The organism is Paenibacillus sp. LS-5 (assembly GCF_056121505.1).
Genome location: NZ_JBWAVA010000005.1, coordinates 20,485 through 36,663, shown reverse-complemented (window position 1 = coordinate 36,663; position 16,179 = coordinate 20,485). Strand labels below are relative to the sequence as shown.

Below are 16,179 nucleotides of genomic sequence, written 5' to 3'. Positions count from 1 at the left end.
ACCAGATTTAAGACAATCCCAATAAGCTGCCGCCTTGAAAAATGACCAGTGCAACAATATATGCCAGTGCAACGGAATATCCTATGGAGAAAAAGGTCCATTTCCATGAAGCTGTCTCTTTCTTGATGACCCCAACAGTAGCCAGACAGGGTGTGTAGAGCAGGATAAAAGCCATGAAGCTGACCGAGCTGAGCGGAGTAAAGACCTGTGAAATCTGGCCTTCCAGTCCGGCTGCATCCGGGGCATGATAGATAATATTCATGGTGGATACCACTACCTCTTTGGCCAGGAACCCAGGAACCAGTGTGGAACCGGCCTGCCACGTGCCGAATCCAAGCGGATGCAGCAGCGGAGCAATCATACCGCCAAATTTAGCCAGGAAACTGTTATCCATATCCACATTTAATCCGGAAGGACCAACGTAGGACATCAGCCAGATGATAACCGAACCGGCGAGAATAATCGTTCCTGCTTTGCGCAGAAACCCTTTGCCTTTTTCCCAGGTGCTGCGTCCTAGTGTCTTCATCTGCGGCATGCGGTAAGGAGGCAGTTCAATAATGAAGACGGAAGATTCATTCTTGAACAGATATTTGGAGAACAATTTGCACAAAATAAGGGCAAACACAACGCCGAGCACATACATCGAAAGTACGACAGTCGCCTGCTGGGCCGGGAAGAATACTGCCGCAAACAGCAGATATACCGGTAAACGGGCGGAGCAGGACATTAGTGGCAATAGGAGTGTAGTCAGCATACGTTCCTTAGGCTGTTCAATACTGCGCGCGGCCATAATCGCAGGAACGTTACAGCCGAAGCCGATAATAAAAGGAATAAAGGCTTTACCGTTCAGGCCCATGCGTTCCATCGTACTGTCCATCAGCAGGCAGACACGCGCCATATAGCCGGAATCCTCAAGAAAAGAAATCATCAGGAACAGAATGAAAATCTGCGGAACGAATACCAATACGCCGCCAACTCCGCCAATGATTCCGTCAACAATAAGTGCATGTGTAAACCCTGAAGCCCCGATCGTCTGAAGCAGCGAATTCGCTCCATCGCTGATGGGGCCGGAGATCAGGCCATCCAGCATATCGGATAATGGTCCGCCAATCCAGTCAAAGGTTGTTTTGAACATGGCGTACATGAAGACGATGAACAGCGGGAGCCCGAGGAAACGATGAGTCAGGATCGCATCCAGCCGTTCAGTCAGATTATGCGGCTTGAGAAGTGTTGTATCCATTGCAGCTGCACATAGGGAGCGGATGAAGTCCATACGGACCGAACGAATCCATTGGGGCAGCGTCAAGGCCAGCTTGCGGTTCTGCAGTTCACTTTGACAGCTGTCGCAGATAGCCATTAGACGGGATGTATCTATGCGCTTTTTGAGCAGCTCGAGAACCACCGGATTTTGTTCCATCAGTTGAAGGGAAATCCAGCGCAGATTAGGCAGTCCCTGAATAGTCTTCAATTCTTCTTCTATAGAAGTAATGGCTTTCTCGGCCAATTCGCCGTAATCCAGTTTGAAGGTTACCCGGGGAATGGCAGAGGCTTTCTCCAAAATACTGAGTACTTGTCCGCTGCCTTTGCCGGTTCTGGCAATCAGCGGAAGCACGGTAATCCCAAGGTGTGATTGCAGCACTTCAGGATTGACCGAAATACCGCGTGCTTTAGCCACGTCAATCATATTCAGTCCCAGGACAGTAGGTTTGCCGTATTCAAGCAGTTGAAGCGTGAGCAGCAGGTTCCGTTCGAGCTGGGAGGCGTCAACGATGTTAATGAGGGCTTCCGGGGATTCCTCAAGTAAATATTGTGTGGCCACACCCTCGTCACGGGAGAGGGGATGCAGAGAATATATACCTGGAAGATCTATGAGCTTGCCTGCACCATTCTTCAGGCTGCCGACTTTTTTCTCTACCGTTACACCTGCCCAGTTACCCACGTATTCATAGGAAGAGGTCAATGTATTGAAGAGAGAGGTTTTACCAGTATTTGGATTGCCTACGAGGGCTATTGAACTCATGAGACGTTCACCTCAATCCTGGAAGCTTCCTTCCGGCGGATGGCGAACAGTTGACCGTTACATTCGAGGGTAATGGGACCCAGAAAAGGTCCTTTCCCTTTCAGACGAATCAGAACGCCTTCATACACCCCAAGATCAGCCAAGCGGCGCCGCAAGATGGGGTTCATTCCTTCAATTCGTTGGATTGAACACGTTGAGCCCGGTTCTAAGCGCAGTAAGGAGCAGGATGTTGAAGCCATTTTTAAACCCCCTGAGAGAGATTGATAATCAATCTCAATTGTTTTCTTGTACTGTAGCATTTCTTGTGTATTTTTGCAGTGATATTTGTCATAGCGCACCTGTGGTGAAAAGGGTTATGAAAATAATCTCAAATTTCCTTTACAATTGTTTCTTTGCTCAGTATGATTGAACGATAATGACTGCACAGGAAGACTGTCCTGGCGGAATAATGATGGTTATAGTTGAAGGGAGAACACAATGGTCAAGAGTAATCAGAGCAAAATTGTCGACTGCACCATCCGTGATGGGGGACTTGTGAATAACTGGGATTTCAGCGTTGAATTTGTTCAAAATCTGTATGCCGGTCTGAATGAAGCCGGTGTTGATTATATGGAAATCGGGTATAAGAATTCACCCAAATTGCTAAAAGGAGCTGAGGGGGCGGGCCCTTGGCGTTTTTTGAATGATGATTTTCTTAGAAAAGTAATTCCGCAGAAGGGTCATACCAAGCTCTCTGCGCTTGTGGATATCGGACGGGTAGATGAGAATGACATTTTGCCGCGTAGTGAAAGTATGCTGGATCTGATCCGTGTAGCCTGCTACAGCAAGGATGTAGACAAGGCACTTCAGCTGGTGCAGACCTTCCATGATCTAGGTTATGAGACTACCATTAATATTATGGCATTATCGAATGTCATGGAGAACGAATTGCTGGAGGCTTTCGAGCAGATCCGCGAGAGCGTTGTAGATGTTGTATATATTGTGGATTCTTACGGAAGTCTGGATCATCAAGACATTCATTACCTGGTGGAAAAGTTCCAGACCCACCTGCCGAATAAGCGTTTGGGTGTACATACCCATAATAATCTGCAGCTGGCTTTCTCCAATACACTAGTAGCTGCCGAGAAGGGTGTAGAGCTGCTGGATGCTTCCTGTTACGGGATGGGGCGTGCTGCCGGCAACTGTCCAACTGAACTGCTGGTTACTCATTTGAAGAATACCAAATACACACTTCGTCCTGTACTCGATATTGTGGAACGGCTGATGATTCCCCTGCGCGAGAAGGAAGAATGGGGTTACATTATCCCGTACATGATTACTGGAACACTGGATGAGCATCCGCGTTCTGCAATGGCGCTGCGTGCATCAGAGGAGAAAGACAAAGCAGTCGAATTCTATGACAAACTGACCACGCCTGAAGTGAATTTTGGAGATAAATAAAGGCTTCATAAGAAGCACTGAACTCTTCAACAGGGTGACGTGCTTTTTATTTTTTTATCTTTGTTTTTCTTTGTTTTATATGTAGCTGAATGTAACTTTAGGGGACTACCAAACCGATATTTATACATAGGACATAAATATATCCATTCACTTACTATAGATATCAATTTCAGACGCGAGGGACCTATGAGACAAGAAGAGAAAAAGACCATTCATGCGGCGATTCTAGGGGCCGTGCTGTTCCTTCTGATTCAAATTTTTCGGACGCCGCTTGGGAATATAGAAGATAAAGATATACTGTCTGCACTCTATCTTATCATTGGCTGCTGCAATGTGGCCTTCGCATTTGCGATTTTTGCACAGGGCTGGCTATTCTTCGCTAACCGCCTATCCCAGGCAAGACTGTACACGTCTGCTCTTTTCCTGGGTGTCTGTATCTTAGACTTTTTGCACACGCTTAGCTTTGCAGGCATTCCTGCGATATCTTCCTATATAAATGCTGAACAATCTCTTTGGTTGCTCACCTTCTCCCGTCTGGCCAGCGCACTGGGGATCTTATTGATTTTCAGCAGGGCAGATAAACCGGTTGCGGCCGCAGACAAACATAAGGTATTCCGGATTTCCTTTGGAATGATCCTGGTAGCTTCGACTGTGTTCATTGTGGGCTACATGCTCGCTCCGTGGATATCGGGGTATTCATGGGTCTCTGGTCTGCAGCATCTGATGGATCTGGCTGTTCTTTTTGTATACCTGCTTGCAGTAGCGCTTATCGTATACCCTGGCAAAGCAGACAAGTCAGCCTCCCTCCTGATTATTATCCGCTCATTGATCTTTTTTGCTCTCGGACAAGTATTCTTTATGAATCCGCTAAGTGTAGGGGAAATGGATTACTTGTTTGGCATGTTTTGCAGTGGGGTGGCCTATTACCTCCTGTTAAAGGGAGTCTACCGGCTTACGATCGAAGAACCTTTTCAAGAAAATGAGCAGGCTGAAGCCCGGATTAACTATTTGGCTTACCATGATGACCTTACTGGACTACCGAATAGACGCCGGCTTAAGCAGCGGATGGAAGAAATCGTGATCCAGGGTGAACGTGACAATAGCCGAGGATTTGCTGCACTTGTGATTATGAATATTAATCATTTTAAGAATATCAACGACTCTCTTGGCCATTACGCCGGGGATCTTTTACTTCAACTGGTGTCCAAACGTATTGGAAATGAAGTGAATGTGGATGAGGAACTATTCAGCATGGGAGCGGACGAATTTGCTTTTCTTATGTCGGGCCGGACTGGCGAAGAGAGTTGCCTGATTCGGGCGGATGAACTTTTGAAGCTATTCGAAACACCGGTGGAGCTCGAATCAGGAGAATACCATATCTCACTCAGTCTGGGGATGAGTATTTACCCCGGTGACGGAGATACAGCAGAAGAGCTCATTCAGAATGCCGATACTGCTGTGCACAATGCCAAGGACCAGGGCGTAGAAATCCGCCGCTACATACCTGCTATGCAGATGAAAGCGAAGGAGCGCCTGAAGCTGGAGAATGATCTGCGCCGGGCGCTTGAACGGGACGAGTTCTATTTGGTCTATCAACCACAAGTTCAGCTGGATTCCGAAGAAATTGTGGGCATGGAAGCACTGCTGCGGTGGAATCATCCAAAGCGTGGACTGGTATCCCCAGTGGACTTCATTCCTATTGCCGAGGAGTGCGGGCTGATTGTTCCGATCGGGGAATGGGTGCTCAAAACAGCATGCCTGCAGAATAAAATCTGGCAGAATGCAGGCTACCGCCCCATTTGCGTCTCCATTAACCTGTCTATGCGCCAATTCCTGCAGCCGAATCTCGCGGGTAAAATCGATGCTATTCTACAGGATATAGGGCTCGATCCTTCTTATGTGGATCTTGAGATTACAGAGAGTATGACACTGGATAAAGAAACTGCATTTGATCAACTGAACCGGTTGAAGAGACTCGGGGTTTTTATTAGTATTGATGACTTCGGGACCGGCTACAGCTCCTTGCATTATCTGAAGGATATGCCGATTGACCGGCTGAAGATCGACCGCTCCTTCGTGTCAGAAGTAATGGAGGACTCCAATAACGCAGCTATTGTATCGACTATAACGTCTATGGCCCATCATCTGAAGCTGAAAGTAACGGCAGAAGGTGTGGAGAACAAGGAGCAGCTGCAATTCCTGCGCCAGCAGCATTGTCATGAGGCGCAAGGATATTTGTTCAGCAAGCCGGTCCGGGCTGCTGAATTCGAAATGTTTTTTCTAAAATCTTCGCTGGGAATGCCCTCTTAACAAGTAAGCAGATTCCAAAGGGTTGCATTTTATTCTTGGGAATGATACAATATTTTTTGTCTTCACTACCCAATGCGGGTGTAGTTCAATGGTAGAACTTCAGCCTTCCAAGCTGATAGCGTGGGTTCGATTCCCATCACCCGCTCCAACTTACAAACTCCGAAATCCTTGTTATGCAAGGATTTTTTATTTGCGTATATTTCGGGTTTAAAGTCCGAATAAAAAGCCAGGGTCTCCGCGAAATGCTGGGGATTCCCTGGCTTTTATTGTACTGGGCTGGACTTGCTTAGACAGTTGTCAGGAACTCGACAATGGTCAGCAGACCTTTATCGAAGTTCTCCAGATTGAAGTGCTCATCCGGTGCGTGAAGGTTCTCGTCGTCCAGACCAAAACCCATCAGTACTACCGGTGCTTTCAGAATACGGGAAAAGCTCTCCATGATCGGTATGGATCCGCCATCTTTAGTGAAGAGAGCGCGGGTACCGTACACTTTGCCATAGGCATCCGCTGCTGTTTGCAGGATTGGATGGGAAGGGTCGATGTTGAAGGCGCGGGCTTTCTCCATCTGCTTCACCTGGATCTTCGCTCCAGTCTGGATATTGGCCTTCAGATGGGCTTCGATGACATCCAGGATATGCTGCGGGTCCTGGTCACCGACAAGGCGGCAGGTGATTTTGGCATGGGCTTCTTTAGGAATAACGGTCTTGCTGCCTTCACCCTGGAATCCGCCATAGACACCGTTCAGTTCAAGCGTGGGCCGTGCGCCAACACGCTCCACAAAGCTGAAGCCCTCTTCGCCATACAGCTGCTCCAGGCCAAGTCCTGCTCTAATTTTGTCTTCATCCACGCCTTGCTTGGCGAATTCTTCACGCAATAGCGGAGATAACTCAGGAACGCCATCATAGAAGCCCTCAACTGCGACCCGGCCCTTGTCATCATGGAGTGAGCTTAACACAGAGACCAGTGCATGAAGCGCATTGGGTACACCCCCGCCGTAGGAACCGGAGTGAAGATCGGTCAGTGCGGTGTTTACGGTAACTTCGAGCGAGCAGAGGCCGCGAAGACCGGTGCAGATCGCAGGGCGTCCGCGCTCCAGCAAGGAGGTGTCGGAGACTAGCACGGCATCCGTTGCCAGTTTGTCCTTACTGGCTTCCAGGAAAGGCGGGAGATTGGCGCTGCCGATTTCCTCTTCACCTTCAATGCACAGCTTAATATTGACCGGTAAAGTGCCTTCCTGCTTCAGGATAGCTTCAATGGCTTTGATGTGCATGAATACCTGGCCTTTATCATCGGTTGCTCCACGCGCATACAGCTTGCCGTCACGGATCTCCGGTTCAAATGGCGGGGTTGTCCATAAGTTAAGCGGATCGACCGGCTGTACATCATAGTGGCCGTAGACCAGAATGGTTGGTTTGCCGGGAGCATGCAGATAATCGGCATAGATAACAGGATGGCCTGCTGTGGGGTGAAGCTCAATATTCTCCAACCCGGCGCGTTTCAGAGTATCCAGAAGCCAGTGTGCTGCAGACAGTACATCATCTTTGTGGGCAGAGAGAGCAGAAATGCTGGGAATTGTCAGCCATTGCTTCAGTTCGGCCAGGTGAGCTTCACGCTCCGACTGAAAATAAGTTTCGTAAGACATAGTGGGTATGTACCTCCTTGGATTTCGCTGCAAAAAACCGGCTGTATCACCCGGCTTGGCATAACGGCAAGTGCCGCAGTCTTTTTTTGGCAGTGTAATGCCTCCATTATACTGGAGAAGTCATGATGGATCAAAGGATCCGTTATCTTATAGGTCTACTGTTATAGTTCTTTTCAGGTTGTTGATTACCTTCATTAACCATGCTAGACTTAGTGAGCTTAAGCAGCAAGAAGGCGCCATTACTTGCTATAGTTACATGGATGTAATCATCTTGGACCATACAAAGAGTCACCGGCTGGAGGATATCCGGCAGTTGTCTACGCTGGAAGAGTGCACGATTACACGGCAAATTTTAGACCGGGTTGGAGATAAATGGAGTATACTGATTATTGTAAACGATAGGAGCGGAATAGAGAGTGTCATTGAATTCAAATACAAGAACTTACATATATACTTACGCCTGCACCGGGGATGAAGAATCCTTGTGCGGCATGGAACTGCGATGCTTATTTGACCGTGATATTCCGGCAGCGATTTTTGAGAGCGATATTGAAGTAGATGTTAGCCGTAGCCCGTTTATTAAGGAACGGATTGACGTCATGTATGCCGGGGATAGCCTGGAAGAGATCTATAAACAGACGGAGCAGGTAGAAGTGGAAGGCCAGTCATTCAAAGTGATTTTTGTGAAGACAAACGATTTGTCCCCGGCTGAAAAAATTGAGTATGATGAACGCAGAGTGATTGAGCGGGAAATTGGCATGCGTATCGAAGGTGAAGCAGATGTGAATCATCCGCAGCTGGTATACGGAATAGTAACACTGGGCGGACGCTGGTATTTCGGTACCTATCACAAGAATAAAGCCACCTGGTTCCGGCAGATGAAAAAGCCGCGCAGCTACTCGATTGCCCTTAGCACGCGTGTAGCAAGAGCGGCTGTTAATATGGCTATTCCGCATCCTGCTGGTGTGCGGGCTATTGACCCTTGCTGCGGGATTGGCACGGTAATGGTAGAAGCGCTGTCGATGGGCATTGATATCGTTGGCCGTGACATTAATCCTCAAATTGTTGCCGGTGCCCGTACGAATATTGCTCATTTCGGGTTCAGCAGCACCGTTACACTGGGAGACATCGCAGACATTGAAGATCATTATGATGTAGCGATTGTAGATATGCCCTACAACTTGTATTCGCGGATTACACCCGAAGAGCAGCTTGCGATCCTGGTCCATACCCGCCGTATTGCTGACCGGGTCGTCATTGTCGCCATTGAAGCGGTGGACGAGATGATAGCAGAGGCAGGCTTCACCATTATCGACCGCTGTATAGCGAAGAAAGGTGCGTTCTCCCGGCATTTGATGCTTTGTGAGTAAAGGAGGAGCTGTAATGGAGCAGAAATGGTTAACCTGGGCCAAAGAAATACAGGCGATTGCCCAGACAGGACTTACATATGCCAAGGATGTCTATGATATTGAACGTTATCAGGCCTTACGGGAACTGAGTGTGGATATTCTCGCCAACTATACCTTTGAAGGTAAGGAGAAGATTAGACTCGCTTTTGCCAGTGAAGAGGGCTATGCTACACCTAAAGTTGATGTCCGCGGCGTGATTTTCCGTGAGGATAAAATTCTGATGGTCCGTGAAAAGCTGGACGGCAATTGGGCGCTTCCCGGAGGATGGGCCGATATCGGACTTTCGCCTAGTGAGGTAGTCGTCAAGGAAATTGCTGAGGAGTCTGGTTATAAGGCTGAGGCTGTGCGGCTGCTGGCGGTGCTTGACAAGAAGTTCCATCATCATCCCCCTGAACCGTATCATATCTACAAAATGTTTATTCTCTGCCGGATTACTGGCGGTGAAGCGGTTGAGGGCGTTGAGACGAGCGGGGTGGGCTTTTTTGGCGAGGATGAGCTGCCGGAACTCTCGGAAGAACGCAATACAAAGCAGCAGCTGCGAACAATGTTCCAATTTCTGCGAAATCCCGAAAAACCGGTCATTTTGGACTAGAACCATGCATATAATGTATGAATAAGTGAAATATAAGTTTTAATTGAGTAAAAAACTGGTTAATGATAATTATGAAAGCCTTTGCAAAACAAATCCGCTGAGCCTTTATATCTAAAAAACCTTCGATAATTTAACTTTTTGGGCCGAGCGGTCTACATTTTTTCCTCTACTGTGACGATAGATATTTTAGGAGGGGATCGCATGGAACAAGAAGAATTGAGACTTCCGCTTACGCAGGAAGGCATGACACGTCCTGCAGAAGGCAACATTGCCAATGGCCTGGTATGGGGCATCCTCATCAGCATTCCTTTATGGATATCAGTGATAGGCTGGGTTATGGTTTTTTTGCACTAGAGCTTACAGCAGAGCAACAACTTCTACCAAATTGAAACTATACAATGAAGGCTGCCTCTCCGTGAAGGAGAAGCAGCCTTTTTGATTTGTGCGTGATTGTGTTTATTAGCGGAATACCAGTTCGAAATTCTCGCAGACGACCCGCATGCCTGGATCAAAAGTCATACCGTAAGCCTCCATCTCTCTAGAGAAATACGCCTCATGATGAAACCGCCATGATTCCAGGGTACGGTCATCTTCCCCTTCGGAATAGGCGAACTCCGGAGTCACGTCGTGAAAAGGGGTGATTTCACATTTTGTGGTTTTGATTATTCCGCGCGGGACACCCTGACTGTCCAGCAAGATGGAATGCCCGCCGATAAAAGGCAAAGGCAGTCCGCGTAACTCATTTAGCTCATAATTCATGGCTGTTCCGGTCTTGACTCCCTGCAGCACTAGTGCAAGCAGCTCATCGGCTAACCGTGCATTGTCCCCAAATGACCAGGCACTGTCGTATAACGCTTCCGCCTCAGGATGTTCCTCCAGATAAGCCTTCCAATATTCAATGATGGCAGGGTTTTCCTGCATGATCTTCACCAGTTCCTCTCTTTTTTATTGCTCGGTTACGCTCATCCAGCAGGCAAATAATTCATCCAGTTTCTCTTGCAAGGTATCCCGGATGAGCTGAAGTTCTCCGAGCTTATGCGCATCGCTGGAATTCAGCGGAGCAAGCATTTCAGCATCAATGGAGCCAAGCTGGGCCTCCGTTTTGGCAATCATCTGCTCCCAGTATTCCAGAGGGCGTGACTTCCCGGAGACGGCGGCCGATGTGGAACTGCTGCGTCTGAATTCGCCCTTATCCGTTCGCCTTCCATCTGAAGCAGCAGTCTTGGCGTCAGATGGGTTGTTGCTGGATTTGGCGGAAGGTTGCGGTTGCGGGTCCCCCTTATAGTTGCTGTTCAGAGGCTGCGAGAATGCGGCAGCCTGTTCAGCCTGCTTTTCTTTGTAATACTCGTAGTTCCCGGAGAACGCGCTGAATCTTCCTTTCGCGATGGACCAGAGCTTCCCGAAGCAGCGATTGATGAAATAACGGTCATGGGATACCGCCAGCACGGTGCCCGGGTATTCTTCCAGTGCTTCTTCCAACGCCTCGCGGGAATCGATATCCAAATGGTTCGTGGGCTCATCCAGAACCAGCAGGTTCGGACGGCGATGCATCAGCACTGCGAACCGCAGCCGTGTCCATTCGCCTCCTGAGAGGCTTGAAATGCTCTTGAACACGTCACTTCCGTAAAAGAGGAACCTGGCCAACTGTCCCCTGGCCTCACCTTCCTCGAGGCCTGCTTCCTCCCGGAAGTACCGCAGCACGGACAGGGTTCCGTCTTCGGGAACAGCTTCCTGTGCCAGGTAGCCGACAACCGCTCTGGAGGCTAAGGTGCAGCTTCCCTCGTCCGGCATTTCCTGGCCCAGAATAATCCGGAGCAGCGTACTTTTGCCTGCCCCGTTGCCGCCGATCAGTGCAGTGGTCTCGCCATACCGCAGAATTTCACTGGCTTTCGAGAAAAGGGTACGTTCTCCGTAGCTTTTGCTGATCTGCTCAAGAATGACGACCTGATTACCGGTACGGTCTTCCTGCTGGAGCTGCAAATCCATAGCTTTGCGCTCCAGGATCGGTCGTTTGACCTTCACCATCCGGTCCAGCGCCTTCTGCATCGAGGCGGCCCGTCGGTGGAAGGAAGGATTCGGCGGATTGGAGCGGTTGCCCCATTCAATCAGCCGTTTGATGCTTTCCTGCATCTGCTTGATTTTCTTCTGCTGCTCCTGGTAGTCGGCGAATTGCCGCAGCAGCCGGGCTTCTTTCTCGATCTGATACCCGCTGTAATTGGTATGGAAGGTGAAGGCTTCCCCGTCTTCGATCTCAATCACTTTCTTCACTACGGCATCGAGGAAGTAGCGGTCATGGGAAATGGCCAGCACCGTGCCGTCATAATCCTGCAGGAACTGCTCCAGCCATTCGATGGCCTCCATATCCAAATGGTTCGTCGGCTCATCCAGCAGCAAAATATCCGGGCGGCGCAGCAGCAGCTCGGCCAGGCCGACTTTGGTTTTCTCGCCGCCCGAGAGGGAAGAGAAGCGCCGCTCATATTGCCCGGCACCGATGCCGAGGCCTGTGGCTACACGCTGTATAGAAGATTCAATTTCATAGCCACCAGCGGCCTCGAACTTCTCTTGAAGCGTACCGTATTCCTTAAGCAGCTGATTCCAGCTCTGCCCGCTTGCAGCGGCATCCGGTACGGACATTTCCAGCTCCAGCTCCCTTAGCCGTGCTTGCCACTTCAGTGGTTCAGCGAAGCTTCGCTGCAGGACTGCATACACGGTTTCCTCGTCATTCACCTCTTGGATTTGAGCCAGCATTCCGATGACGCTGCCTTTGCGGATAGAGATTTGCCCTTGCTCGGGACGTTCTTCGCCGCTTAGCAGATGGAAAAGGGTGGTTTTACCGCAGCCATTGCGGCCAATCAGGCCGATTTTTTCGCCTTGCCTTATATCGAAGGTAATATCGCTCAGTACGAGCTGAGCACCGTGGTATTTTTGAACATTTTGGCATGAGATGATCATAGGTATTCTCCTTTTATAGGAATGCCCTAATCGCTGCTCTGGTCCAATCTTCCAAAACAAAAAAGACCGCAGGGAAATCTCCCCGCGGCCTTCATCGTTCTCCGGTCTTAAAGCGTCCGTTGAAGCGTAGGCAGGAAAGGCATTTCACAATGTTGTAGTGTTATTGAATTCTTGTAAATGGACAGACTTCTCCCGTTGTCGGCATTTACATGAACGATGCCAGCCATAATATTAATCAGCCGGCTGCTAACACTATTGGTCCGATTGTGATCCATTCCTCCTACACCTCCTTCATACAAATTTAGGAATAGTGTAACCAATAACGGCTGGATATGCAAGAACAAAAGTACAGCACCTGTGCATATCTGATCAAAGCCTTAAGTAGTATGAGTATATGGCGGGGGATGATTGGCCAAATCAAACAAGGAAACGGGGTCTTGGCGATGGCGATTTTTAACGGGTTGCTGGGCAATGCCACCCAGGTGGCGCTGACGGATGTTCAGCGGGAATACGCACAGATTCTTGCGCCGCAGGAAAAAATCGAGCGGGCCTATAAACTGGTCAGGGATATGTTCATTTTTACGGATAAACGGCTGATTCTCGTGGATAAGCAGGGGGTTACCGGCAAAAAGACAGAATATCATTCCATCCCTTACAAAAGCATATCGCATTATTCCGTGGAGACGGCCGGACACTTTGATCTGGATGCGGAGTTATGCCTTTATGTCTCGGGAAGCGCAATGCCGCTTAAGAAGACCTTTAACAAATCGGTTAATATTTACGAGGTGCAGGCTGTGCTGTCCCAGTATATTTTAAAATAACCTTAGTGCGGCATGGCTGCTAAACGGTATAACGGAGCACCAGCCCGCCATAGGCAAATGCAGCCAGGATCACCAGCGCGGGGTGCAGTTTAAGCTTTTGTATCGCCCCAAAGGCGATTGCGGCAATGATCAGTGTCTGCCAAATGCCAATCGATTCGGCGGGGCCTTTAGCCATTTTTAAAGTGAGGACAATCATCATAATAGCGATCACTGGCTGTACAAGCAGGGTCATGCCTTTCACTACGGGCGACTGCTTGTATTTTTGCATAACGCCCAGCAGAATGATCAGTGCCGCCGCCGAAGGAACTACAGTGGCGATCAGAGCTGCGGTCATTCCCAGCCATCCATAAACATCATAACCGACGAAAACGGCGATCTTGGTGGCGATGGGACCGGGCAATGCATTACCAAGTGCCAGCATATTCGAAAATTCCTGATCCGTAAGCCAGCCGTGATGCGGCACGATTTCCTCATACATCAGCGGGATGGAAGCGGGGCCGCCGCCGTACCCGAGCAGATTAGCCATAAAAAAGCCGTAAATCAGTTTCAGCCATTCCATTAGGCGGTCCCTCCCTTTTGTTGTTTCGCGAGAATCCGGTAGTGAACGGTTCCATAACCGAGGAACAGCACGATCACAATCGCCGGATGGATATGCAGCACTTCAAGTAATACCAGGGCGAGCAGCAGAAAAGCGGCGCCGAACCGCTTGCCGAGGCCTTTAAAGGCTTTTTGGGCAAATTCGTAAGCCATGAGTCCCAGCATCACCGCGATGACAGGTGAAACGGCGGCAATCATTCCGGCAACTACCTTGGAGCCGCTGAGATAATTGACTGCAGAGAGAAGGGCGATCATCGCGATCCCGCTCGGGAGGATATGCGCCAGCACAGAGAGTATTGCGCCTCTGACTCCCTTCAGCTTATAGCCGAGATAGGCGGCCATTTTGGTGGCAATGGGGCCCGGCAGGGCATTCGCGATAGCCAGCGTTTCCCCGAATTCATCATCTGTCAGCCACCCGTAACGGGCCACAGCATCATGACGGATTAAGGGAATCACGGAGGGGCCGCCGCCGTACCCGAGTATGCCTGTTCTGCACATGGCGACGGCAAGTTGTAAATAGGGATTGTCTTTGATGTTCACGTGACTCCTCCTAGTAAATGTGGTGAGTGTAACTGTCAAACTCAATATAGAAGGGGGCTGGTTTTGAGGCCTATTCTATACAATTCATCGGTTTGCAGCTACCTCATGGAAGGGGGTTCCGTGAAACTTTGTGCACAGCTCACAAAAAACAGGGAAGGCGCGTGCGTTTTCATTTGCCTGGATTGACAAAGGTTTTTGCGGTGCTGTTAAATGACACTAACTTGAACCACAGGAATGGGAGATGGGCAGCATGACGACAGGTCCTGTAATAGGCACAAAAACGATGGTGGTCAGCCCTCATTACCTGGCATCCGCCGCCGGAGCGCGAATTCTGCAAAATGGCGGCAACGCCTTTGATGCGGCGGTAGCGGTCAGCGCTACGCTCGCTGTGGTCTATCCGCATATGACGGGACTGGGCGGCGATGCCTTTTGGCTCACTTACAGCGCCGGTGAAGGGCGCGTCCGGGCTTACAACGGCAGCGGACGTTCCGGTTACGGCGTCCGCAGGGACTGTTACGCCGGCGAGGAAGCGATTCCGAGACGGGGAGTGCGCAGTGCCATTACGGTACCCGGAATGGCGGACAGCTGGTCTGCCGTCCAGCGCGAGTATGGACGCCTGACCCTGGGGGAGGTGCTGGAGCCGGCGATCGGCTACGCCGCGGGCGGGTTTCCGCTGTCGCCGGACCAGTACGGCAACAGCATGCTGGCAGGAGCGGCGCTGTCGCCGGAGGCAGCCGCGATCTATCTTCCCGGCGGTTCAGTTCCGGCAGCCGGGAGTAGGTTTGTGCAGAAGCAGCTGGCTGCGTCACTACGGGTCCTGGCAGAGGGAGGCAGGGATGCTTTTTATAAAGGGAAAATCGCCGAAGATATAAGTCAATATATGCGTGATTCCGGCGGGTATCTCACCCGGGAGGATTTTGCCGACCATGAGGGGAACTGGGACGAGCCGGTATCTACGGATTATCACGGACACATGGTCTACCAGGTTCCGCCGAACTCCCAAGGGTTCACTGCGCTGATGACGCTGAATATCCTGGAACATTACAATTTCGGAGACATCGCGCATGGCTCCTATGAATATTACCACCTGTTGGTGGAGGCCTTGAAGCTGAGCTTCCGCGACCGGGACCGGGTGCTCACTGATCCGGTGTTCAGTCGGATTCCACTGGAACAGTTGCTGGATAAGCAGTACGCGGAACAATTGGCTGCCTCGATTTCACTGGCGAAGGCAACCCCGCTTGGCAGTGAGCCGGTGGGCCGGGATACCGCTTATGCGGCGGTAGTGGATGCTGAAGGGAACGCCGTTTCCTTCATTCAAAGCCTGTACTTTGAATTTGGCTCTGGCATCGTGGCAGGCAATACGGGGATTCTGCTGCAGAACAGGGGCTCGTTCTTCTCGCTGGACCCAAGGCACATCAATACGCTGGAGCCGCACAAGCGCACGTTCCATACGCTGATGCCGGCGATGGCCTGCCGTGACGGCAAGCCGGCTTATCTCTACGGCACACAGGGTGGCGAAGGCCAGCCACAGACGCAGAGTCTGCTTCTGACCCGCATGCTGCATTACGGAATGGACCCGCAGGCGGCGGTGAACGCGCCGCGTTTTGTCTGGGGTAGAACCTGGGGCGAGCCAACCCAGGAGTTGAAGGTGGAGGGTAGAGTGGCACCCGGGGTAAGGAGCCGACTATCCGAAGCCGGACATTTGGTGCGCACTGTTGGAGACTATGATGGGATTATGGGCCATGCCCATGCGATTTCTATCGATAGCAACGGCTTCCGCAGCGGAGGAACAGATCCGCGCTGTGATGGGACTGCTATTGGCTGGTAAATGCAATCATACTGATGGTCAGGCAAGA

General features: G+C 50.3%; 15 protein-coding genes and 1 tRNA gene. 8 read left to right on the top strand and 8 right to left on the bottom strand.

Translation table 11 applies throughout. The features are described 5' to 3' along the window. Positions 1–7: 7 nt before the first annotated feature. Together feoB and AC0MA3_RS09680 are read right to left on the bottom strand one after the other, a co-directional pair. Positions 8–2,020 (bottom strand): ferrous iron transport protein B, encoded by a 2,013-nt coding sequence (gene feoB, locus AC0MA3_RS09685; RefSeq protein WP_474656016.1) that lies wholly within the window; start codon positions 2,018–2,020, stop codon positions 8–10. After that, a complete protein-coding gene (locus tag AC0MA3_RS09680) occupies positions 2,017–2,259 on the bottom strand; it encodes a FeoA family protein (RefSeq protein ID WP_474656015.1) in 243 nt (80 codons plus the stop codon). Before AC0MA3_RS09680 ends, feoB begins: the two co-directional genes overlap by 4 nt. 238 nt (positions 2,260–2,497) lie before the next feature. On the opposite strand from AC0MA3_RS09680, the gene AC0MA3_RS09675 reads away from it, so the two are divergent. The 3 genes from AC0MA3_RS09675 (at position 2,498) to AC0MA3_RS09665 (ending at position 5,918) form a co-directional block, all read left to right on the top strand. After that, positions 2,498–3,460, top strand: a complete 963-nt coding sequence (locus tag AC0MA3_RS09675; protein ID WP_379155421.1) for an aldolase catalytic domain-containing protein — start codon at positions 2,498–2,500, stop codon at positions 3,458–3,460. Positions 3,461–3,646: 186 nt separating this feature from the next. After that, complete coding sequence (locus AC0MA3_RS09670) at positions 3,647–5,770, top strand: putative bifunctional diguanylate cyclase/phosphodiesterase (RefSeq protein WP_474656014.1); 2,124 nt, start codon at positions 3,647–3,649, stop codon at positions 5,768–5,770. Between the two features lie 74 nt (positions 5,771–5,844). Then, positions 5,845–5,918, top strand: a tRNA-Gly gene (locus tag AC0MA3_RS09665). A gap of 138 nt (positions 5,919–6,056) precedes the next feature. Here AC0MA3_RS09665 and AC0MA3_RS09660 read toward each other — a convergent pair. Beyond that, complete coding sequence (locus tag AC0MA3_RS09660) at positions 6,057–7,412, bottom strand: dipeptidase (protein ID WP_474656013.1); 1,356 nt, start codon at positions 7,410–7,412, stop codon at positions 6,057–6,059. A gap of 416 nt (positions 7,413–7,828) precedes the next feature. Between AC0MA3_RS09660 and AC0MA3_RS09655 the strand changes: the two genes are divergently transcribed. The 3 genes from AC0MA3_RS09655 (at position 7,829) to AC0MA3_RS09645 (ending at position 9,767) form a co-directional block, all read left to right on the top strand. Beyond that, positions 7,829–8,782, top strand: a complete 954-nt coding sequence (locus AC0MA3_RS09655; protein ID WP_379155429.1) for a TRM11 family SAM-dependent methyltransferase — start codon at positions 7,829–7,831, stop codon at positions 8,780–8,782. Between the two features lie 13 nt (positions 8,783–8,795). Then, the gene (locus AC0MA3_RS09650; protein WP_474656012.1) at positions 8,796–9,413 is read left to right on the top strand and encodes an NUDIX hydrolase; all 618 of its coding nucleotides are present in this window, start codon (positions 8,796–8,798) and stop codon (positions 9,411–9,413) included. A gap of 201 nt (positions 9,414–9,614) precedes the next feature. Continuing rightward, positions 9,615–9,767, top strand: coding sequence for a hypothetical protein (locus AC0MA3_RS09645; RefSeq protein ID WP_379155435.1), 153 nt, complete (start codon positions 9,615–9,617; stop codon positions 9,765–9,767). 105 nt (positions 9,768–9,872) lie between these two features. Here AC0MA3_RS09645 and AC0MA3_RS09640 read toward each other — a convergent pair whose 3' ends face one another. From AC0MA3_RS09640 to AC0MA3_RS09630, 3 genes are all read right to left on the bottom strand, one after another. Continuing rightward, positions 9,873–10,334 carry an ASCH domain-containing protein gene (locus AC0MA3_RS09640; RefSeq protein ID WP_474656252.1) on the bottom strand — a complete coding sequence of 154 codons (462 nt, stop codon included), beginning with the start codon at positions 10,332–10,334 and terminating at the stop codon, positions 9,873–9,875. Between the two features lie 24 nt (positions 10,335–10,358). Then, positions 10,359–12,365 (bottom strand): ribosomal protection-like ABC-F family protein, encoded by a 2,007-nt coding sequence (gene abc-f, locus AC0MA3_RS09635; protein ID WP_474656011.1) that lies wholly within the window; start codon positions 12,363–12,365, stop codon positions 10,359–10,361. A gap of 107 nt (positions 12,366–12,472) precedes the next feature. Next, positions 12,473–12,640, bottom strand: a complete 168-nt coding sequence (locus AC0MA3_RS09630) for a hypothetical protein (RefSeq protein WP_167374756.1) — start codon at positions 12,638–12,640, stop codon at positions 12,473–12,475. Between the two features lie 168 nt (positions 12,641–12,808). Between AC0MA3_RS09630 and AC0MA3_RS09625 the strand changes: the two genes are divergently transcribed. Next, positions 12,809–13,186: a PH domain-containing protein gene (locus AC0MA3_RS09625; protein WP_474656251.1), complete on the top strand. Its 378-nt coding sequence runs from the start codon at positions 12,809–12,811 to the stop codon at positions 13,184–13,186. A 19-nt stretch (positions 13,187–13,205) separates the two neighbouring features. On the opposite strand, the gene AC0MA3_RS09620 is transcribed toward AC0MA3_RS09625, so the two are convergent. Continuing rightward, complete coding sequence (locus tag AC0MA3_RS09620; RefSeq protein ID WP_474656010.1) at positions 13,206–13,745, bottom strand: chromate transporter; 540 nt, start codon at positions 13,743–13,745, stop codon at positions 13,206–13,208. Continuing rightward, a complete protein-coding gene (locus AC0MA3_RS09615) occupies positions 13,745–14,323 on the bottom strand; it encodes a chromate transporter (protein WP_474656009.1) in 579 nt (192 codons plus the stop codon). The genes AC0MA3_RS09620 and AC0MA3_RS09615 overlap by 1 nt, the downstream gene beginning before the upstream one ends. 250 nt (positions 14,324–14,573) lie before the next feature. Here AC0MA3_RS09615 and ggt point away from each other — a divergent pair, with 250 nt between their 5' ends. Then, a complete protein-coding gene (gene ggt / locus AC0MA3_RS09610; RefSeq protein WP_474656008.1) occupies positions 14,574–16,151 on the top strand; it encodes a gamma-glutamyltransferase in 1,578 nt (525 codons plus the stop codon). The last annotated feature ends 28 nt before the right edge of the window (positions 16,152–16,179 follow it).